16 protein-coding genes are annotated in these 19,762 nt (G+C 66.8%); 5 read left to right on the top strand and 11 right to left on the bottom strand.

What is annotated here, in order from left to right:
• Window positions 1–29 precede the first annotated feature (29 nt).
• From KGR00_RS17250 to KGR00_RS17215, 8 genes are all read right to left on the bottom strand, one after another.
• Entirely contained in the window at window positions 30–1,532 is a 1,503-nt protein-coding gene (locus KGR00_RS17250; protein ID WP_129140848.1) for a CoA-acylating methylmalonate-semialdehyde dehydrogenase, read from the bottom strand.
• A 33-nt stretch (window positions 1,533–1,565) separates the two neighbouring features.
• On the bottom strand, window positions 1,566–2,495 hold the full coding sequence (gene iolE / locus KGR00_RS17245; RefSeq protein WP_224418949.1) for a myo-inosose-2 dehydratase: 930 nt from the start codon (window positions 2,493–2,495) through the stop codon (window positions 1,566–1,568).
• Between the two features lie 55 nt (window positions 2,496–2,550).
• On the bottom strand, window positions 2,551–4,398 hold the full coding sequence (gene iolD / locus KGR00_RS17240; protein ID WP_224418950.1) for a 3D-(3,5/4)-trihydroxycyclohexane-1,2-dione acylhydrolase (decyclizing): 1,848 nt from the start codon (window positions 4,396–4,398) through the stop codon (window positions 2,551–2,553).
• Window positions 4,395–6,347: a 5-dehydro-2-deoxygluconokinase gene (gene iolC / locus KGR00_RS17235; RefSeq protein WP_224418951.1), complete on the bottom strand. Its 1,953-nt coding sequence runs from the start codon at window positions 6,345–6,347 to the stop codon at window positions 4,395–4,397. The genes iolD and iolC overlap by 4 nt, the downstream gene beginning before the upstream one ends.
• Window positions 6,348–6,461: 114 nt before the next feature.
• A complete protein-coding gene (locus KGR00_RS17230) occupies window positions 6,462–7,586 on the bottom strand; it encodes a Gfo/Idh/MocA family oxidoreductase (protein ID WP_224418952.1) in 1,125 nt (374 codons plus the stop codon).
• A gap of 10 nt (window positions 7,587–7,596) precedes the next feature.
• The gene (locus KGR00_RS17225) at window positions 7,597–8,460 is read right to left on the bottom strand and encodes an ATP-binding cassette domain-containing protein (RefSeq protein ID WP_224418953.1); all 864 of its coding nucleotides are present in this window, start codon (window positions 8,458–8,460) and stop codon (window positions 7,597–7,599) included.
• Window positions 8,460–9,578 carry an ABC transporter permease gene (locus KGR00_RS17220; protein WP_224418954.1) on the bottom strand — a complete coding sequence of 373 codons (1,119 nt, stop codon included), beginning with the start codon at window positions 9,576–9,578 and terminating at the stop codon, window positions 8,460–8,462. Before KGR00_RS17220 ends, KGR00_RS17225 begins: the two co-directional genes overlap by 1 nt.
• A 45-nt stretch (window positions 9,579–9,623) precedes the next feature.
• A complete protein-coding gene (locus tag KGR00_RS17215) occupies window positions 9,624–10,574 on the bottom strand; it encodes a sugar ABC transporter substrate-binding protein (protein WP_224418955.1) in 951 nt (316 codons plus the stop codon).
• Window positions 10,575–10,780: 206 nt separating this feature from the next.
• On the opposite strand from KGR00_RS17215, the gene KGR00_RS17210 reads away from it, so the two are divergent.
• The 4 genes from KGR00_RS17210 (at window position 10,781) to KGR00_RS17195 (ending at window position 14,336) form a co-directional block, all read left to right on the top strand.
• Window positions 10,781–11,635 (top strand): MurR/RpiR family transcriptional regulator, encoded by an 855-nt coding sequence (locus tag KGR00_RS17210; protein WP_224418956.1) that lies wholly within the window; start codon window positions 10,781–10,783, stop codon window positions 11,633–11,635.
• Between the two features lie 22 nt (window positions 11,636–11,657).
• The gene (gene iolG, locus KGR00_RS17205; RefSeq protein ID WP_224418957.1) at window positions 11,658–12,653 is read left to right on the top strand and encodes an inositol 2-dehydrogenase; all 996 of its coding nucleotides are present in this window, start codon (window positions 11,658–11,660) and stop codon (window positions 12,651–12,653) included.
• A gap of 28 nt (window positions 12,654–12,681) precedes the next feature.
• The gene (iolB, locus tag KGR00_RS17200) at window positions 12,682–13,485 is read left to right on the top strand and encodes a 5-deoxy-glucuronate isomerase (protein WP_224419865.1); all 804 of its coding nucleotides are present in this window, start codon (window positions 12,682–12,684) and stop codon (window positions 13,483–13,485) included.
• Window positions 13,486–13,616: 131 nt separating this feature from the next.
• Window positions 13,617–14,336: an extensin family protein gene (locus tag KGR00_RS17195; protein WP_224418958.1), complete on the top strand. Its 720-nt coding sequence runs from the start codon at window positions 13,617–13,619 to the stop codon at window positions 14,334–14,336.
• On the opposite strand, the gene aguA is transcribed toward KGR00_RS17195, so the two are convergent.
• The 3 genes from aguA to KGR00_RS17180 form a co-directional block, all read right to left on the bottom strand.
• A complete protein-coding gene (aguA, locus tag KGR00_RS17190) occupies window positions 14,333–15,457 on the bottom strand; it encodes an agmatine deiminase (protein WP_224418959.1) in 1,125 nt (374 codons plus the stop codon). The two genes, KGR00_RS17195 and aguA, sit on opposite strands and share 4 nt — an antisense overlap.
• An 8-nt stretch (window positions 15,458–15,465) precedes the next feature.
• Window positions 15,466–16,812 carry a Na+/H+ antiporter NhaC family protein gene (locus KGR00_RS17185; protein ID WP_129140837.1) on the bottom strand — a complete coding sequence of 449 codons (1,347 nt, stop codon included), beginning with the start codon at window positions 16,810–16,812 and terminating at the stop codon, window positions 15,466–15,468.
• Window positions 16,813–16,875: 63 nt separating this feature from the next.
• Window positions 16,876–18,273, bottom strand: coding sequence for an aminotransferase (locus tag KGR00_RS17180; protein ID WP_224418960.1), 1,398 nt, complete (start codon window positions 18,271–18,273; stop codon window positions 16,876–16,878).
• Window positions 18,274–18,438: 165 nt separating this feature from the next.
• Between KGR00_RS17180 and KGR00_RS17175 the strand changes: the two genes are divergently transcribed.
• Window positions 18,439–19,677 (top strand): M20 family metallo-hydrolase, encoded by a 1,239-nt coding sequence (locus KGR00_RS17175; protein ID WP_224419866.1) that lies wholly within the window; start codon window positions 18,439–18,441, stop codon window positions 19,675–19,677.
• Window positions 19,678–19,762: the final 85 nt, after the last annotated feature.

Here is a 19,762-nt window from a genome sequence, read left to right as displayed (position 1 = left end):
GGGCCGGCCCGATACGCCCTGGGCCAAGGTCAGTGCGTGGGCATGTTGAAGTGATTGGTTTCTTCACGAATGCCGCTCGGCCAGCGCTGGGTCACGGTCTTCATGCGGGTGTAGAAGCGCACCCCGTCGCTGCCGTGCATGTGTAGCGGGCCGAACAGCGAGCGCTTCCAGCCACCGAAGCTGTGGAAGGCCATGGGTACCGGGATCGGCACGTTGACGCCGACCATGCCCACCTGGATCCGCTCGCAGTACTGGCGTGCGGCGTCGCCGTCGCGGGTGAAGATCGCCGTGCCGTTGCCGAACTCGTGGGCATTGATCATCGCCACCGCCTCGTCGAAGCTCGCCGCGCGGGCGATCGCCAGCACCGGGCCGAAGATCTCTTCGCGGTGGATACGCATGCCCGGCTTGACGTGGTCGAACAGGGTGCCGCCGATGAAGAAGCCGTTGCCGGCATTGGCGATGGTGGTCTCGCGGCCATCGACGACCAGTTCCGCGCCTTCCTCGACCCCGGTGGCGATGTAGCCCTTGACCTTCTCCAGATGGTCTTTCGTGACCAAGGGGCCCATGTCGTTGTCGGGACCGTCGACCAGACCGGGGCCGACGCTGAGCGTGGCGAGCTTTTCGACGAGTTTCTCGCGCAGGCGGCTGGCGGTCTGCTCGCCGACCGGCACGGCCACCGAGATCGCCATGCAGCGCTCGCCGGCACTGCCGTAGGCGGCGCCCATCAGGGCGTCGACGGCCTGATCGAGATCGGCGTCGGGCATGATCACCATGTGGTTCTTGGCGCCGCCCAGTGCCTGGACCCGTTTGCCGTGGGTGGAGCCGGTGGCGTAGATGGCCTCGGCGATCGGCGTGGAGCCGACGAAACTGACCGCCTCGACACGCTCGTCGGTGAGCAGCACGTCGACGGCTTCCTTGTCGCCGTTGATCACGTTGAACACGCCGTCGGGCAGGCCGGCCTCGGAGAGCAGTTCGGCCAGGCGCAGCGGCGTCGACGGATCCTTCTCGGAAGGCTTCATGACGAAGGTGTTGCCGCAGGCGAGGGCGATGGGGAACATCCACATCGGCACCATTGCCGGGAAGTTGAACGGGGAGATACCCGCGCACACACCCAGCGGCTGCATCATGGAGTAGCTGTCGACGCCGGTGCCGACGTTCATCGAATGCTCGCCCTTCTGCAGGTGGGGAATGCCGCAGGCGAACTCGACCACCTCGAGGCCGCGGGTCAGCTCGCCCTTGGCATCCGAGAATACCTTGCCATGCTCCTGCGAGATCAGCGTGGCCAGCTCGTCGGCGTGCTGCTCGACCAGCGTCTTGAACGTGAACAGGATACGCGCGCGCTTGAGCGGTGAGATCGTCGACCATTTGGCGAATGCCTGGTCTGCGCTGGCGATGGCCTCGCGGGTCTCGTCGGCGCAAGCCAGCGCGACCTGGGCACTCTGCTCGCCGGTGGCGGGATCGTAGACCGGGGCGAAGCGCTCGCTGCGGCCGGTCACGGTGGTGCCGTCGAGATAATGGGGAATCGTGTTCATGGGGTTGCCTTTCGAGTCATGGGTAAGGGGGCGTCATCGAGGGGCAGCGCTGCCCGGCCCCGTTCGATCGTCGACGCTGAAGCCCGCCCGTTCGGCCAGTCGGCGCAGGTTGCGATAGCCCAGGCGCGCGTAGGTCAGCGGATGGGCGACTTCCGGGTCCTGTTCGGCCTCGACCACCAGCCAGCCCTGATAGCCGGATGCCCGCAAATGCTCGAGCGTGGGGAGGAATTCGACATTGCCATCGCCCGGGACGGTGAACAGGCCGTCGAGGACCCCGTCGAGGAAGCTCTTGTCACGATTGTGCAGATCATCGAGCACCGGGAAGCGGATGTCCTTGCAGTGGACATGCCTGATACGCGACGCATGGCGCTGGGCGATCGTCAGCGGATCGCCGCCGGCGCCCACCAGGTGCCCCAGGTCGAGCAGCAGGCCCACCGAATCGCGGGTCGATGTCATCAGCCGCTCGACGTCGGCCTGGCTCTCGATAACGGTGCCCAGGTGATGGTGGTAGGCCATCCGTATGCCGCGTGCCTCGAGGTGATCGGCGACCACGTTCAGGCCGTCGGTAAGTCGCGCCCAGTCGGCCTCGTCGAGGTGCGGACGCTGGGAGAGCGGGTGCGATTGGTCGCCGTGCACGCAACGGCTGACCTCGCAGAACACCATCACGTCGGCACCGCAGGCCTTGAGCAGGTCGAGGTGCGACTCGAGTGCCTCGATCTCTTCCTCGGGGCTGCGTTCGAGTAACCGGGCGGAGTACCAACCGGAAACCAGCGCCAGATCGTGGCGGGCCAGCACCTCGGACAATGCCTGCGGGGTACGCGGGAACTTCTGTCCCAGCTCGAAGCCGGAGAAGCCGGCCTGGCGACCCTCTGTCAGGCACGTTTCGAGCGGGGTGTCGCCACCCAGGCTGGGCAGATCGTCGTTGGTCCAGGTCAGCGGGTTGATGCCGAGACGTACGCTCATGGTCATGCTCCCTGCCGGCCGATGTCGTCGGCCGAGCGCTAGTGAATGGTCGCCATCAACGATGCTGGCGCTGCTTGGCGTCCAGGTAGCGGCGGTAGGCCTGCTGCACCTGAGGACGCCGGGAAACCTCCGGTACCGCCACATCCCACCAGGCGCCACCTTGCTCGGTGCTGGGCAGCGGGTCGGTGTCGATGGCGATGACGTAGGTCGAATCGGCGGCGCGAGCACGTCCCAGGGCGGCCTCCAGCGCTGCGATGCCGGTCACCGACTCGGCCCGGCAGCCCAGCGAACGGGCATGCGCGGCGAAATCGATCTTGGGTGCCCCCGCGGGCAGGGTGCGGCAATCCTCGAGCAGATTGTTGAAGCCGGCACCGCCGGTGGCCTGCTGCAAGCGGTTGATGCAGCCGAAACCCCGGTTGTCGAGCACCACCACGATCAGCTTGTGCCCGAGCATGACCGATGTGGCGAGTTCCGAGTTGTGCATCAGATAGCTGCCATCGCCGACCATCACGAACACCTCGCGCTCGGGACGAGCCATCTTCACGCCCAAGCCGCCGGCGATTTCGTAGCCCATGCACGAGAAACCATATTCGACGTGGTAACTGCCGGGCCCGGCGCAGCGCCACAGCTTGTGCAATTCGCCGGGGAGCCCGCCGGCGGCACAGACCACGGTACCGTCATCGCCGGCCTGGCGGTTGACCGCGCCGATGACCTCGGCGTCACTGGGCAAACGCGTTCCATGGTCGGCCGTCACGGTGTCGACGACCTGCTGCCATTCGCGCTTGAGACGCCCGGCGAGTTCGCGCCAGTCCTCGGCGGCGTGCCAGGCATCGAGTCCGTCGTCGAGGCGCTCGAGCCCGACGCGGGCATCGCAGGTCAGCGGCAGTGCACCGTGTTTGTGGCTGTCGAAGCGGGCGACATTGAGTGCGACGAGTGTCAGGTCGGCGCGTTCGAACAGGGCCCGCGAGCCGGTGGTGAAATCCTGCAAGCGGGTGCCGACGGCGAGGATCAGGTCGGCGTTCTCGGCCAGCCGGTTGGCGGCCTCGCTGCCGGTGACGCCGATGGCGCCGACGTTGCAGGGATGGTCATCGGGCAGCGCGCCCTTGCCGGCCTGGGTCTCGGCGACCGGGACGCCGTGCCGGCGGGCAAAATGCGCCAGGGTGTCGCAGGCGTCGGCGTAAGGCACGCCGCCGCCACTGATGATCAGGGGGCGGTTCGCGCGTTGCAGGGCGTCCAGCGCCGCGGCCATTTCGTCGAGATCGGGCTGCGGTCGGCGGATGCGGTGCACACGCGTGGCGAAGAAGGTCTGGGGGTAGTCATGGCTGTAGGTCTGCACGTCCTGCGGCAGCGACAGCGTCACCGGGCCGCAGTCCACCGGGTCGAGCAGGGTGGCGATGGCCTGGGGCAGGCTGGAAAGCAGTTGTTCGGGGCGCGTCAGGCGATCGAAGTAGCGCGACACCGGTCGGAAGCAGTCATTGACGGTCACGGTGGGGTCGGCGAAATTCTCGAGTTGCTGCAATACCGGGTCGGGCGCGCGCGAGGCGAAGGTATCACCGGGCAGCAATAGCAGTGGCAAGCGATTGGCATGGGCCAGGGCGGCGGCGGTAACCATGTTGGCGGCGCCGGGCCCGATCGAGGAGGTCGCGGCCATCAGACGGCGCCGTCCATGGGCCTTGGCGAAGGCGATCGCGGCATGCGCCATGGTCTGTTCGTTGTGCGCGCGCCAGGTCGGCAGTTCCTCGCGGGCGTGGTAGAGCGCTTCGCCGAGCCCGGCGACGTTGCCGTGGCCGAAGATCGCGAACACCCCCTCGAACAGCGGATACTGTTGCCCCTCGATCTCGATGCGCTGGGCGGCGAGGTAGCGGACCAGCGCCTGCGCCATGGTCAGTCTGACGGTGGTCATGACAGGTCTCCTTCGACATGTGCGGGGGTGGCACGCAGGCGCTGCCATTCCCCGATCAACTCGGCGTAGTTGCTCGCCACCCTGTCGATCAGTTGGGTATCGTCGAGAACGCCGGCCAGCCACTCGCGGCTGGGGCCGGCAAATAGCGTGCGACCCACGGTGAACCCCTTGCACCGGCGGTGGGTGGCGGCGGCGGCAAAACCCCGCTTCATCGCTTCCATGGGGGCATCCAGGCCCAGCAGTACCACGCCGCGACAGTGGGGGTCCTGCGCGTCGATGACGCGGCTGACGGCCGCCCAGGCGGCATCCGGCATGGCCGGCAGCTTCCACCAGTCGGGCCGGATGCCCAGGTTGTAGAGCCGGGTCAGCGACCGGGCCAGGGTCCGATCGTCGATGTCCGACGGGTCGGGGGGAATCACTTCGATCAGCAGTTCCAGGCCGGAGGCGCAGGCCGCCTGGTAGAGCTGGCGCAGTCGCGCTTCCTGTTCGAGACGCAGACTCAACGGGTCGTCAGGGTGGTAGAACACCAGGCACTTGATGATGTGCTCGCGTGGCCAGTGGCGCAGTTGGCTGCCCAGGTCGTCACCATGCTGGAAGCGCAGTGGCCGTGAACCGGGCAGCTCGACCGGCCGACCGATCCACCACTGCTTGCCGGTGGCATCGTTGAGGGCGTCCTGGCCGAAGATGTCGTCGACCAGAATCGCCGGTGTCGCGAGTCCCGTACGGCGGGCGCCCTCCTCGGCGGCCTTGACCAGCAACTGCTTGAGAAGGGAGAGGCGAGCCGGATCGGCCTTGACCTCACGGGCCATGTCGGTGAGCTGGCGGCGGTGATCGAAGGCCAGCCCGCAGACCTGCGGCCATTCGATGGGCACGCGGGTGGTGACGCGGTGCAGATGGTTGAGACGCGCGTCGCGGTCGGGGCGCTCGAGGGTCTCGCGTCGACTCAGATAGTCGAACAGTTCTTCTTCGGTGGGCATCGCCGGCGCACAGCCGTGGCGCGACACCACCAGCGCGCCGCAGGCATTGGCATAGCTGGCGCTGGTCGCCCAGCTTTCCCCCCTCAACCAACCACGGAGCAAGCCGCTCATGAAGGCGTCGCCGGCACCCAGCACGTTGAGTACCTCGACCTCGACGCCCTCGATCAGGATGCCGTCTGCGAGTTGATCGGGAATCGCGCCCTCGATGATCACGCACCCCAGGGCGCCCAGCTTGCACACCAGGGTGGCGTCGCTGAACTCGCGGACCCTGCGCAGCGAGGCCAGGGTATCGGTGCTGCCACCGGCGATGTGAAACTCCTCTTCGGTGCCCACGATCAGGTCGAAGTCGGCCAGCCAGCGCTGCAGGTGACGGGTGACCTGTTCGTCGGCGACGAAGCGGGTTTCGCCGTCGCCGGGAGGGGTCAGCCCCCAGAGTACCGGCCGATAGTCGATGTCCAGAATGCGCTTGACGCCGTGTTCGGCGGCGGCGTCGAGTGCCTTGCGGCAGGCGCGCTGGGTGGTCTCGGTGGACAGGTGGGTGCCGGTGATCGCCAGCGCCTTGGTGCGGGCGATGAAGGCCGGGTCGATCGCCTCGGCATCGACGGCCATGTCGGCGCAGTCGCGACGATAGAACAGCAGCGGAAAGGTGTCGCGATCCTTGATGGCGAGGATCGCCAGCGCAGTGTGACGGTCGGGGTCGGTCTGCAGGGCGCTGACATCGACCCCGGCGCGACCCAGTTCCTCGCGCACGAAGTTGCCCAGCTGCTCGTTGCCGACCCGCGAGAGCATGGCCGATCTGAGGCCGAGCCGCGCGGTACCGTAGGCCATGTTGCCGGAACTGCCGCCCAGGTACTTGGCGAAGCTCGAGACATCCTCCAGACGGCTGCCGATCTGTTGCGAATAGAGATCCACCGCGACACGACCGAGGCAGATCAGGTCCAGAGCGTGTGGATCCTTGGATGATTCGAGCATGGGGGCTCTCCCTGTCGCTTGTCGTTGGTCTGGCATCCGATCCGGGCAGGTCGGGTGCGTCATGACGTGTTGTGGCAACGAATCGAGTGGTTGCAGGCGTCTCGAATCGTCGGGTCAGTGCAGTGCCACCCAGCCGGCTTGGTGATGGGAGGCTTCTATCGCCTCGATCAGCCGGTTGACCCGCCAGGCCTCGCGGAAATCGGGGTAGAGCGGCCGGTCGGCGGCGATGCCCTCGACGAGATCGCGGATCTCGATGACCTTCTGGTCGTTGTAACCGAGGCCATGACCGGGAGCGGGGCTGAAGGCGCCGTAATCCCCGTGCTCGGGACTCGACAACAGGGTGGTGAAGCCGCGTCTGCCAGGCGGGCCGTCGTGGCGGTAGAGGTGCAGTTCGTTCATGCGCTCCTGATCGAAGATCAGCGAGCCCTGGGTTCCGGTCACGGTGTAGGCGAGCCCCATCTTGCGGCCGCAGGCGATGCGCGAGGTCTCGATATTGCCCATCAGGTCGCCCTCGAAGCGCAGCAGGGCCTGAGCCTGATCGTCGTTCTCGACACGTGCCGTGTCCGTGCCTTGCGGCGAGGGGCGTTGCACGATCAGGGTCTGCAAGTCACCGCAGACGGCGACGATGCGTCGCCCGGTGAGATATTCGGCGAGGTTGAGGATGTGAGCGCCGAGATCGCCCAGCGCTCCGGCGCCCGCGGTGGCGCGGCGTGTGCGCCAGCCGTGGGGCAGTTCGGGGTCGGCCAGGTAGTCTTCATCGTGGCGGCCCCGGAAGTGAACGAGTTCCCCGATCTCGCCGCTGGCGATGATCTCCCGGGCCAGGCAGGTCGCCGGGTTGCGGATATAGTTGAAACCCACCAGGGTCTTGACCCCCCGGCGTTCGGCGGCCTCGGCCATCTCCCGTGCCCCGGCGGCGCTCAGGGCCAACGGTTTTTCCGCGTAGACGTGCTTGCCGTGAGCGATCGCGGCAAGTGCCATCTCCTGGTGCAGGAAGTTGGGGGCGCAGATGTCCACCACGTCGATGGCCGGGTCGGCGACCAGGGCCTGCCAGTCCCCGGTGGCTCGGGCGAAGCCCAGTTCGCGTGCCTTGCGGCTCGCCAGTTCGGGGTCGACGTCGGCGAGCAGATCGCAGACCGGGTGCGCCGACAGGGCGAAGACGCGCGGTGCCGCATGCAGGGCGACGGCATGGGCCTTGCCCATGTAGCCGGTACCGATCAGGCCGATGTTGAGTGACTGCATGGGGCGTTCCTCAGCCGCTGGTCAGAGGCGTTCCGTTGCCCGGATGGGCAGCGGATGAGGCCGACGAATCCGAGGCGGCTTCCTGGTCACGCTGGAATTCGGCCAGCTCGGCGTCGAGGCTTTCCAGTTCGGCGCCACCGGCCATCATGTTGAGGACCTCCTCGCGGCTGATCGCGTCCTTGCGGAAGGTGCCCAGACTGGAGCCGCGCTTGAGCAGGGTGAAGGCGTCCGCCACCGGGTAGGCGTGGTGTACGTTATGGGTGATGAATATCACCGCCAGGCCGTCGGCGCGGGCCTTGGCGATGTAGCGCAACACCACCGAGGCCTGCTTGACGCCCAGTGCCGAGGTCGGCTCGTCGAGGATCAGCACCTTGGCCCCGAAGTAGACGGCCCGGGCGATCGCCACGCACTGGCGCTCGCCACCGGAGAGCGTACCCACCGGCTGGCTGGGGTCTCGCACGTCGATGCCGATCTTGGCCATCTCGGCCATGGCGATCCGGTCGGCGTAGTGCCAGTCGATACGCTTGAAAGGCCCCCAGCCGACGGTCGGTTCTCGGCCCATGAAGAAGTTGCGGGTGATCGACATCAGGGGAATCATCGCCAGATCCTGGAAGACGGTGGCGATACCGGCATCCAGCGCGTAGGCGGGCGACTTGAAGCGGATCTCCCGGCCTTCGACGAACATCTGGCCATGGCTTGGCTTGTGCACGCCCGATAGGGTCTTGATCAACGTGGACTTGCCGGCGCCGTTGTCGCCCAGCAGACACATGACTTCGCCGGCGTGCACCTTCAACGAGATGTCGTTCAGGGCGATGACGTTGCCGAAATGCTTGCTGACGTTGCGCATCTCGATCATGGGAAGGGATTCGCTCATCATTTGGACTCCATCGCCTTCTTGCGCACGAAGTTGTTGAAGAGCACGGCCACCAGCAGCATCACGCCGAGGAATACCTTGAACCAGTCGGTATTGACGCCGGTGTAGAAAATGCCCATCTGCACCATGCCGAAGATCAACGCGCCCAGGGCCGCGCCGATCGCCGAGCCGTAACCGCCGGTCAGCAGGGCGCCGCCGATGACCACGGCGATGATCGCCTCGAGCTCCTTGAGCAGACCACGAATGGTGTCCGCCGAGCCCGTGTCCATGACCTGGAGGCTGGCGAAGACCGTCGCCGACAGGGCCGTGAATATGAACAGCGATATCTTCACCCGGCGAACCGGAACGCCCGAGTTGCGCGCCGCGTTGGCGTCGCCGCCGCTGGCGAAGATCCAGTTGCCGTAGGGGGTGCACAGCAGCACCCAGGTGGCGATGGCGGTGAGCGCCAGCCACCAGACGATCGAAACCGGGATACCGGTCACCACCGGGTTGCCGGCGAAGTTGGTGCCGATCCAGCCGTGCGTCGCCAGCCAGGCGAACAGGCCGCTGCCGACTTCGCCGGAGAACAGCGCCGCGAACCAGTCGCCGGGGATGCGCTCGGCGATGCCGCCGATCTGTGTACGACCGGTGAGCAGCCGGCTGAGGCCGATGGCCAGGCCACGCAGGATGAACAGGAAGGCCAGTGTGACGATGAAGGACGGCAATCCCGTGCGGTTGACCAGGTAGCCGTTGATCCAGCCGACCAACACGGCGCAGGCAAAGGCCAGCAACAGGGCGGCCCACAGCGGCCAGCCGTATTCCATGGTGGGAATGGCGATGACGATGCCGGCCAGGCCGACCATCGAGCCGATCGACAGGTCGAATTCACCGCCGATCATGAGCAGTGCGGCGGCGGTGGCGAGGATACCGAGCTGGGCCGATACCTCGAGGAAGTTCATGATCCCCGCCGGGGTGAACATGCCGGTGCCGCTGGCCGCGACCAGGAAGAAGGCGATGACCAGGATGGTGCCGGCCACGGCGCCCAGCTCGGGTCGTCTCAGCGCCTTCTTCCAGAAAGGAATGGCGGTGATGCGCTCATCGTCCCCGTTCGGCGAGCGGGTCTGCGTCATGGTGTTCATGGAAGTCTCTCCCGGGCCCGGCTTGCCGCCGGGCCCCGATAGGGTTCAGCGGATGCCCTGCTTGCTCAACTCGATGACCTGGGCGGCGTTTTCCTGGGTGACGAAGGCCGGGCCGGTGGCGACATCGCCGGCGGGCATCAGTCCGTGTTCGGCGTATTGCTCGAGGAAGATCACCGGCAGGTAGCCCTGCAGGTATTGCTGCTGGTCGATGGCAAAGTCCAGTTCGCCGGCGTCGACGGCCTCGAGAATGATCGGGGAGAGATCGAAGGTTCCGAGCACGAACTGATCGGTGGCGCCCTGGTCCTGCATGGCCTGGATCATGGGGTCGGCGGTTAGCGAGCCGAGGGTGAGGATGCCATCGATGTCACGATGTTGGTTGAGGTAGGCGACGATGGCGTTGCGGATCTCGGTGGGGTCGTGGGAAGTCGCCAGTTGATCGGCGTTGCCGTCGAAGCTGCTGATGAAGCCTTCACAGCGCTGATCGAGGCCCTGGTTGCCCTGCTCGTGGTTGACGCAGAGGCCTTTCTCGACGCCCATCTCCTGCATTTTCTCGGCGGCGCGTTGGCCCGCCTCGTATTCACTCTGGCCGACGTGCAACAGCGCCCCGTACTGTTTCGACAGGTCGCCGCCGGAGTTGATGGTGATGACCGGGATACCGTTGTCGGTCGCCTCGCGTACCACCTTGCCGAGGGCGTCCTCGTCGGTGAAGGAGAGGATCAAACCATCGGGATCCGAGGCCACTGCGGCCTCGGCGAGCTGCTGCATCTTGGCCATGTCGAAGGTCGATGGCGCGCGGTATTCGAGCTCGGCGCCGACCTCGTCGGCCGCCGCTTCGGCGCCGTTCTTGACGACCGTCCAGAAGGGATCGGAGGGAACCCCGTGAGTCACCATGACGAAGCGATGAGGGGAGTCCTGGGCCAGGGCCGGCAGCGCCGGTAGCGAGAGCAGCAGCGTGGTGGCGAGCGAGCCGGCGATACGTCGGGTGAGAGTTGGCATGGCGCAATCCTCTTTGTCGTTGTCGTTGAGTGGGCGAGAGGCATGTCCCGCACGCTGAAATGAAATCTAGATTCCAGAATCGCTGATAACAAACTTTTTATTCTATACTTTGGTATATGTGGAATTTTTATTCCATGGCGCCTAGCCTCATCCCATCATCCACGCATCGCGACCCGGTGGACCCCGCGGTCGTCCGAGGACGCTCAATGACTCCCCAGAACTTCGCCGAACTCGAAGCGCGCATCACCGAGGGCTATGGCTCCTTGAGCCGTCGTCTTCAGCAGACGGCCCGGTTCCTGCTCGACCATCCCCAGGAAGTGGCTTTCGCCACCGTGGCCAAGCTGGCCGATCAGGCCGGGGTGACACCGTCGACGCTGATCCGTTTCGCCAACAGCTTCGGCTTCAAGGGCTTCTCGGAAATGCAGGAGCTGTTCCGCGCACGCCTGGTCAACGAGCTGCCCAATTACGCCGAGCGCATCCGCGCGGTGCGCTCGGCGACCGGCGAGACCCCCGACAGCACACAGTTGTTGTGGGAGTTCGCCGAAGCCAATCGCGACGCGCTCGAGGCCCTGCCGAGTCGTATCGACCCGCGTGATCTGGAGCGCGCGCTGGATATTCTCGACGGCGCGGAGATCGTGCATGTGCTGGGCGCGCGACGCAGCTTCGTGGTGGCCAGTTACATCACCTATGCGTTGCACCACATCGACAAGCGCGCCGTGCTCGTCGATGGCCTGGGTGGCATGCACGGCGAGCAGATGAAAGCGGTGGGGCCCCGCGATGCGCTGCTGGCGGTGAGTTTATCCCCTTATGCGGAGGAAACCCGGCAGGCCGCCGCCGAGGCACGCCAGCGCGGGGTTCCGGTGGTGGCGATCACCGATTCGAATCTCAGTCCACTGGCGCGGTCGGCCGACGTGGCGCTGGTGGTGCTGGAGGCGGAGGTGAAGAGCTTTCGCGGTCTGACCGCCTCGTTGTGCCTGACCCAGAGTCTGGCGATCGCCCTCGGCGTCCGGCGGGACAAGGCCGCCGACCGCGATGACCGCGATCGATCCGACCGCGCATGAATTCCACGACCAAGGAGCCCGCATGAAACTCGCTCTGATCGGCGCCGGACGCATCGGCAAGGTGCACGCGGCCGCCATCGACGCCCACCCTCAGGTCTCTCTGGCCGCCGTCGCCGACGCGCAGTCGGCTGCGGCAGAGGCGCTGGCCGACCAGTTCGGCAGTCGCGCCTTGCCGGTAGACGCGGTGTTCGCAGACGCCGGTATCGACGCCGTGCTGATCGCCTCGAGTACGCCGACCCACGCCGACTACCTGGAGCGCGCCGCGCGTGCCGGCAAGGCGATTCTCTGCGAGAAACCGATCGCCCTCGACCTGGAGCGCACGCGTGCGGCACTGGCCGTGCTGGCCGCGCACCCGGTGACTTGCGCGCTGGGCTTCAATCGCCGTCACGATCCGCAGTTCGCGGCCCTTCAGCGGGCGGTGGCCGGCGGGCGTATCGGCACCCTCGAGACATTGAGCATCACCAGCCGTGACCCGGCGCCACCGCCGGCCGAGTATGTCGCCGCGTCCGGCGGGTTGTTCCGGGACATGACCATTCATGACTTCGACATGGCGCGCTGGTTGCTCGGCGAGGCGATCACCCACGTCGACGCCGCCGGCAGTTGCCTGATCGATCCGGCGATCGGTGCAGCGGGCGACATCGACACGGCGATGGTCACGCTGACTACCGCCAGCGGCCGGCTGTGTCATATCGGCAACTCGCGGCGTGCCTGCTATGGCTACGATCAGCGCATCGAGGCATTCGGCAGTGCCGGCATGCTCCAGGCGCAGAACGAAACCGACACCCGGCTGCGCTTCACCGGCGAGGCCGGTCAGGTCGAGGAAACGCCGCACTGGTTCTTCCTCGAGCGCTATGCGACTGCCTACCGCAACGAGATCGCCGATTTCGTCGCCGCCTGGCGGGAGAAGCGCGACGCCCTGACCACGGCCGAAGACGGCCTGCAGGCGCTGCGTCTCGCGGAGGCCGCCGAGCGGTCGTTGCGCCAGGGCCGCCGCGTCGCGTTGGACGAGATCGATTGATACACCGAACGTCAGTCAGGAGGGCATGATGACTTCGCTTCTGGTTCGCCCCCAACAACCCGACGAGCAGGGCAAAGTGCTCGAAGTGACCCCCGAATCCGCCGGCTGGGACCATGTCGGCTTCCGCGTCCACGATCTGAAGGCGGGACAGCGTATCGAGGGTGACACCGGCGATCGCGAACACTGCCTGGTGCTGCTGTCCGGCCGTGCCACCGTGACCGGTGGTGAGGCGCGCTGGGAGGATATCGGCGAGCGCATGGACATCTTCGAAAAGATTCCGCCCTATGCCGTCTACCTGCCCAACGGGGTGGGCTTCAGCGTCGAGGCAACCACCGACATGCAACTGGCGGTCTGTAGCGCACCCGGTCACGGTAACCATGGCGCGCGGTTGATCACTCCGGATCGGATCAAGCGCAGCACTCGGGGCAGCGGCACCAACACACGACATATTCAGGACGTGCTGCCCGAGACCGAGCCGGCCGACAGCCTGCTGGTGGTCGAGGTCTACACGCCGGACGGCAACTGGTCGAGCTATCCACCGCACAAGCATGACGTCGACAACCTCCCCGAAGAGTCGATACTCGAGGAGACCTACTACCATCGCCTCAATCCTTGCCAGGGGTTTGCCTTCCAGCGGGTCTACACCGATGACCGCTCGCTGGACGAGACCATGGCAGTGGAGGATGGCTGCGTGGTGATGGTGCCCCGCGGCTACCATCCGGTGGGAGCGGCGCACGGCTACGAGCTCTACTACCTCAACGTGATGGCCGGCCCCAAGCGGGAATGGAAGTTCCAGAACGATCCAGCCCACGCGTGGATCGTCAAACAGTAAGACGCGTGTCCGGGCCGTCAGCGTATCGGGCGCCGATGCGGGGGTGTCTCGTGCCCCGCATCGCGGAGGTTTCCCGTTCGTTACTCAGCCGACTACGCTGAACCAAGCGACCGGTGACAGGCAGGGAGGCCATGCGACTATTGCCGCGCGAGGTGATCGCGATCGTGTTCATCGCGGCGGGTGTCGCCGTCGACAAGGGCCTCTGGCAGGTGCCGCGCGAATGGAATCCGTTCGCCGCGTTACGCATCGAGGACCCCTTGACCCCGGTGACGCGCTGGAAGCTCGGGCGGCTGGCCGACGACAAGGACGCCTGCCGGGCGGTGCTCTCCCGGGCCTCGGCGTCGTTCGACTCACCCGGCTCACTCGACTACACGCCGCTGGCCGATTACACCCCGGTCGAAGGGTGCCCGCTGCGCAACGTGGTTCGTCTGCGCCGCAGCAGCGTGGCGTTCAACCGCAGCTTCGTGGCCAGCTGCCCGCTGGCGGTGGCCTGGCTGATGTTCGAGCGTCAGCGCCTGCAGCCCGCCGCGCAGGCGTTGTTCGGCGAGCCCGTGACCCGGGTCGAGCACTACGGCAGCTTCGCCTGTCGCAACATCTACCATCGCAAGAACGCGCGACGCAGCGCCCACGCCAGCGCCAATGCCCTGGATGTCGCCGCCTTTCGGCTGGCCGACGGCCGGCGCATCACGCTGCTCGACGACTGGGACGGTGACGCTGCCGCGGGCGAGTTCCTGAAACGTGCCCACGACGGCGCCTGCGACGTCTTCGGCACGGTGCTGGGGCCGGACTACAACGCCGCCCACGCCAATCACTTTCATCTGGCCATGCGCGGCTTCAGCGTCTGCCGTTAGGCCTCGGATCGCGGTGCGGCGGCCGGCTGCTGCTGGGTGATGCAGTGGATGTTGCCGCCGCCGAGCAGGATCTCGCGGGCGTCGATGGCGACGATCCGGCGCCCCGGAAACAGCCCCTCGAGGATCGCCCGCGCCGTGTCGTCGTGGAGCGGATCGAGCTTGGGCATCACCACCACCGAGTTGCCGATGTAGAAGTTGACATAGGAACCGGCCATGCGGTCGCCCGGCTGGCGCGGCCGCGAGCTCGACAGCCGGTCGACGCCGCTGGCTTCCGACTCGGCGATCGCCAGTGGCCCGGGCATCGGCAGCTTGTGCACCGTCAGACGGCGCCCGCGGGCGTCGGTGGCGGCCTCGAGGACCGCCAGTGCCTCGCGGGAGATGGCGTGCTGCGGGTCGTTCACGTCGTCGGTCCAGGTCAGCGCCACTTCGCCGGGGGCGACGAAACAGCACAGGTTGTCGACGTGGCCGTCGGTCTCGTCCTGGAAGCACCCCCGGGGCAGCCAGATCACCGTCTCGACGCCCAGGTAGGCGCACAGTCGCCGTTCGATCTCGGCGCGGTCGCGATCGGGATTGCGGTTGGGGTTGAGCAGGCACTCCTCGGTGGTGATCAGGGTTCCTTCGCCGTCGACGTGGAGCGCCCCGCCCTCGACCACCAGCGGGGAGATGAAGCGCTCGATGCCGAGGATCTCGGCGATCTTCTGACGGATGCGGCGATCCTTGTCCCAGGGGAAGTAGAGCCCGCCGTCGAGCCCGCCCCAGGCGTTGAACTCCCAGTCGACCATCGCCAGCCGGCCGTCCGGATGGGTCAGAAAGGTCGGGCCGACATCGCGCATCCAGGCGTCGTTGCTGGAGAGTTCGATCACCCGGATGTGACTCGGTAGCTGGTTGCGGGCATTCTCGTACTGGTCGTCGTTGACGCCGACGAACACCGTCTCGCTCTCGGCGATCGCCCGGGCCACGGCGACGAACGCGGCCTGGGCCGGCTTGGCGCCGTAGCGCCAGTTGTCGGGCCGCTGCGGCCAGAGCATCCAGCAGGCGTCATGCGGGGCGAACTCGGCGGGCATGCGAAAGCCCAGTTCGGCGGGAGTGGAGGAGTGACGCTCGATAGTCGCGATGGGCATGACGAACCTCAGAGATAGCCTGCCGCCAGGAATACCAGCGTTGCCAGGGCGGCGGCAATCAGCGCGTAGGGGAGCTGGGTCAGGGCGTGGGCCATCGGCGTGCAGCCGCTGCCCTGCGCCGAGAGTACCGTGGAATCGCCGTAGAAGCAGGCGTGGCTGCCGAAGGCGCTGGCCGAGATCAGTGCCCCCACCACGAGTGGCATGTCGGCGTCGACGCTGACGGCCAGCGGAAGCACGATGGGCATGGCCACGGCGAACAGGCCCCAGAATGATGCGGTGGCGAAGGCCAGGAAGGCCATGGTCACGAAGACCACCGCCGGCAGCAAGCCCGGCGTCATCAGCGGCTGGACCGTGGCGATGACGAAGTCGGTGAGGCCCAGGCCGTCGTTGACCTCCTTGAGCACGAAGCCGGCGATCAGCGTGCCCAGCGGCATCAGCATCGACTTGAAGCCGTCCAGCGCGGTATCGAAGGTGGCGTTGAAGCTCATCAGACGCTGGCTGAAGATCAGTACCAGGGTCACCGCCAGGGCCACGATCACTCCGCGCAGGATGTCGATGTCGAAGTACCAGGTGAAGAAGATCAGGCTGGCGATGGGCAGCAGGAAGTTGAGCAGGTGCGGTCGGCGCTGGCCCTCGTCCTCGATCTCCAGGGCATTCTCCTCGGCGCCGTCGGGCATCACCTGGCCGCCTGCGGCGCGGGCCTCGGCGGTCTTCATCGGGCCGATGGCGGGGACCCAGCCCAGTGCCACCAGGGGCACCACCGCGGCGGCGATCCAGGCGTAGAACATGTAGGGGATCGACTGGATATAGAGCCCCATGCCGTTGCCGGTGGTGCCGTTGTCCTCGAGCAGGCCGGCGAAGAACACCGCCCAGGTGGAGAAGGGCACCAGGATGCAGATCGGCGCGGCGGTCGAGTCGACGATGTAGGCGAGCATTTCCCGCGAGACCTTGAAGCGGTCGGTGATCTTCTTCATCGAGGCACTGATCGCCAGGGCGTTGAGGTAGTCGTCGACGAAGATCACCAGCCCCAGTACCCAGGTGGCCAGCAGCCCCTGGCGACGCCCGTTGATGCGCCGCGTCATCACGTCGCCGAAGGCCAGTACGCCGCCGGTGCGGACCAGCAGCGCGATCAGGCTGCCGAACAGCCCGCAGACCAGGATGATCCAGGTCACGGTGTCGTTGCCGAGCACCGTGAGCAGGGTATCGGAGGTCTGGCTGACCACGCGGGTCGGGTCGAGCATCAGCATGCCCACCAGGGCGCCGGTCATCAGCGACTCGATGGTGCGACGGGTGATGAGCGCCATGACCAGCACGATCAAGGTCGGAAACAGGCTCCAGAGTCCGTAAGTGTCCATGGTTGCCTCGTCTTGTCGTTGTTGAGAGAGCGGAGCCAGCCGGGCCCGTGGGGCCCGGCGGGGTTACAGGTAGCCGTCGGCCTGGAGAGTCTCGGTCGTCGCGGCCAGCGCCGCGTCGAGGATCGCCACCACCTCGTCGACCACCTCGCGGCTCCAGATCAGCGGCGGCGAAACGATGTTGAGATGGCCTACCGGACGAATGATCAGGCCGCGTTTCTGGGCTTCGAAGGCCACCCGGTCGCCGACCCGTGCCTCGACCGGCAGCAGCGCCTTGGTCGTCTTGTCGGCGACGTTCTCGAGACACATCATGAAATGGCTGCCGCGCACGTCGCCCACGGTGGCATGGTGTGACAGCGATTTCAGACGTTCCTCGAGATAGGGGCCCACCGCGCGGACATTCTCGCAGATCGCCTCGCGTTCGATGATCTCGATGTTCTTGAGTGCCGCCGCGCAGCTCACCGGGTGGCCGGAGTAGGTGAAGCCGGTGCTCAGCACGCCGCCCGGCCCCTGCGGGGTGGACAGCACCGCGTAGAGGTCGTCGGAGATCAGCGTCGCGCCCAGCGGCGCATAGCCCGACGACAGCCCCTTGGCGCAGTTGATGATGTCGGGCTGGGTCTCGAATACCGTCTCGGAAGCGAAGAAGTGGCCCAGGCGGCCGAAGCCGGTGACCACCTCGTCGGCGATGTAGAGGATGTCGTTGGCCCGGCACACCGCCTGCATGCGCGCATGGTAACCGCGCGGGGCGACCAGGACGCCGCCGGCGCCCATGATCGGCTCGGCGATGAAGGCGGCGATGTTGTCGGCGCCGATCTCGGCGACGGTGTCCTCGAACTCCTGGACCAGGTGATCGCAGTACTCGGCTTCACTCATCCCCGCGGGGCGGCGGTAGCAGTTGGCCTCGCTCAAGTGGGTGACCAGGTGATCGAGGGTGTCGAAGTCCCAGTTGTTGCTGGCGATGCCGGTCAGGGTGGCGGCCATGTAGGTGGTGCCATGGTAGGCGTTGTTGCGCGACAGGATGCGCTTCTTGGCCGGCTTGCCGAGGCGGTTGAAGTAGTAGTGCACCAGGCGGATGGTGGCGTCGTTGGCCGCCGAGCCGCCGCAGCTGTAGAAGACGTGGTTGAGGTGCGCGGGCGCCAGCTCGGCGAGCTTGGCGGCCAGTTCCGCCGCCGGCGCGTTGGAAAGGTTGTTGAAGGTCGAGAAGTAGGCCATGCGGGTGGCCTGTTCGGCCATCGCTTCGCCGATCTCGGCCCGGCCGTGGCCGACGTTGACGCACCATAGCCCGGCGATACCGTCGATGAAGCGATTGCCGTGGGCGTCCTGGACGTGGATGCCCTCGCTTTCGGTGATCAGGTCACACCCCTGCTCCTTGAACACGCTGAAGTCGGTGAAGGGGTGAATGAAATGGTCCTTGTCCTTCTGCCACAGCTCGCGGGCGCTGGCGCTATCGAGGGTGTTGCTCATGGCGGGGCCTCTTGTTGTCGGTGATGGGCTGATGTCACAGCCGGATCACCCGCGAGACTAGCGACTTCCATCAGGCCGGCGACATATCCCGATTGGGGTATATCGGGGATCCTCGCCCCCGCCTATCGTCGATGGACACGCCAACAACAACGCGAGGACGACATGATGCGAGTCGCCATCGATACCCAGCGACTCTGGGAGTCGCTGATGGCCATGGCCGAGATCGGCCCCACCGAGAACGGCGGCAATTGTCGGCTGGCGCTGACCGACGAAGACGCCGCCGGGCGCCGGAAACTGCTCGACTGGTGCGAGGCGCTGGGCTGCCGCTGGCGCGTCGACCGGGTCGGCAACCTGTTCATCCGCCGTGAGGGGCGCCGTGCCGATCTCGATCCCGTCGCCACCGGCAGCCATCTCGACACCCAGCCCAAGGGTGGACGCTTCGACGGCATTCTCGGCGTGCTGGCCGGGCTCGAGGTTTTCCGCGCCCTCGACGAGCGCGGCATCGTCACCCAGCGGCCACTGGAGCTGGTGGTGTGGACCAACGAGGAGGGCAGCCGCTTCGCGCCGGCGATGGTCGCCTCGGGGACCTACGCCGGCGAGTTCAGCGTCGAATCGACCCTGGCCCGTACCGACCGTGACGGCGTGACCTTCGGCGAGGCGCTGGAAGCGAGCGGCTTCGCCGGCGACATGCCGGTGGGCCAGCCGCGTCTCGATAGCTTCTTCGAGTTGCACATCGAGCAGGGCCCGGTGCTCGAGGCGGCGAACGAGAGCATCGGCGTGGTCGCCGGCGTGCAGGGCATGCGCTGGTACGATGTCACCTTCATGGGGCAGGCCGCCCACGCCGGGCCCACGCCAATGGCCCTGCGCCACGACGCCCTGGCCGCCGCCGCGCGGCTGATCGACCGTCTGCAGAGCCACGCCCTGAACGACGCCAGCGGCCACACCCGGGTGACCTGTGGCCGCCTCGAGATCCCCCAGAGTTCGCGTAACGTGATTCCCGGCGAGGTGCATCTGACCGTCGACCTGCGCCATGTCGACGAGACCGAACTCGACGCCCTCGAGCAGCGCTTCGTGCAGGAGCTGGCGGCCTGCGGCGAGAGCTTCGGCGTGACCGTCGGCCATGAGCGCCTCTGGAAGTCGCCGGTGGTCCATTTCGATGCCGACTGCGTCGAGGCCGTCGAAACGGCGACCCGCGAGCGCGGCTTCGCCTACCGGCGCATGCTCAGCGGCGCCGGCCACGACTCGGTCTACGTCTCGCGTGTCGCGCCCACGGCGATGATCTTCGTGCCCTGCCGCGACGGCATCAGTCACAACGAGGCCGAGTACGCCACTCCCGAGCACTGCGGGCAGGGTTGCCAGGTGCTGGCCGACGCCCTGCTCAGTCGCGCTGGTGTAGCGAGTTAAGGTGCCCTTTCACTAGGGCTGTCCGTCGGCAAGCCTTCGCGAGGGCGCTGTAAACCCGTCCCTGGGCGCTACTTTTGCCCTCCTT

The organism is Modicisalibacter sp. MOD 31.J (assembly GCF_020147985.1).
In the GTDB taxonomy this organism is placed as follows: domain Bacteria; phylum Pseudomonadota; class Gammaproteobacteria; order Pseudomonadales; family Halomonadaceae; genus Modicisalibacter; species Modicisalibacter coralii.
Note: the sequence above shows the minus strand (reverse complement) of the source record. Positions and strands in the feature narration are given on the sequence as shown.

Coding starts and splice junctions, on each gene's coding strand:
- KGR00_RS17175 (WP_224419866.1), top strand. CDS start 18,439: ATGCGAGTCGCCATCGATACCCAGCGACTCTGGGAGTCGCTGATGGCC.
- iolB (WP_224419865.1), top strand. CDS start 12,682: ATGACTTCGCTTCTGGTTCGCCCCCAACAACCCGACGAGCAGGGCAAA.
- KGR00_RS17185 (WP_129140837.1), bottom strand. CDS start 16,812: ATGGACACTTACGGACTCTGGAGCCTGTTTCCGACCTTGATCGTGCTG.
- KGR00_RS17230 (WP_224418952.1), bottom strand. CDS start 7,586: ATGCAGTCACTCAACATCGGCCTGATCGGTACCGGCTACATGGGCAAG.
- KGR00_RS17180 (WP_224418960.1), bottom strand. CDS start 18,273: ATGAGCAACACCCTCGATAGCGCCAGCGCCCGCGAGCTGTGGCAGAAG.
- KGR00_RS17225 (WP_224418953.1), bottom strand. CDS start 8,460: ATGAGCGAATCCCTTCCCATGATCGAGATGCGCAACGTCAGCAAGCAT.
- iolC (WP_224418951.1), bottom strand. CDS start 6,347: ATGCTCGAATCATCCAAGGATCCACACGCTCTGGACCTGATCTGCCTC.
- iolE (WP_224418949.1), bottom strand. CDS start 2,495: ATGAGCGTACGTCTCGGCATCAACCCGCTGACCTGGACCAACGACGAT.
- iolD (WP_224418950.1), bottom strand. CDS start 4,398: ATGACCACCGTCAGACTGACCATGGCGCAGGCGCTGGTCCGCTACCTC.
- KGR00_RS17215 (WP_224418955.1), bottom strand. CDS start 10,574: ATGCCAACTCTCACCCGACGTATCGCCGGCTCGCTCGCCACCACGCTG.
- KGR00_RS17220 (WP_224418954.1), bottom strand. CDS start 9,578: ATGAACACCATGACGCAGACCCGCTCGCCGAACGGGGACGATGAGCGC.
- aguA (WP_224418959.1), bottom strand. CDS start 15,457: ATGCCCATCGCGACTATCGAGCGTCACTCCTCCACTCCCGCCGAACTG.
- KGR00_RS17210 (WP_224418956.1), top strand. CDS start 10,781: ATGACTCCCCAGAACTTCGCCGAACTCGAAGCGCGCATCACCGAGGGC.
- iolG (WP_224418957.1), top strand. CDS start 11,658: ATGAAACTCGCTCTGATCGGCGCCGGACGCATCGGCAAGGTGCACGCG.
- KGR00_RS17195 (WP_224418958.1), top strand. CDS start 13,617: ATGCGACTATTGCCGCGCGAGGTGATCGCGATCGTGTTCATCGCGGCG.
- KGR00_RS17250 (WP_129140848.1), bottom strand. CDS start 1,532: ATGAACACGATTCCCCATTATCTCGACGGCACCACCGTGACCGGCCGC.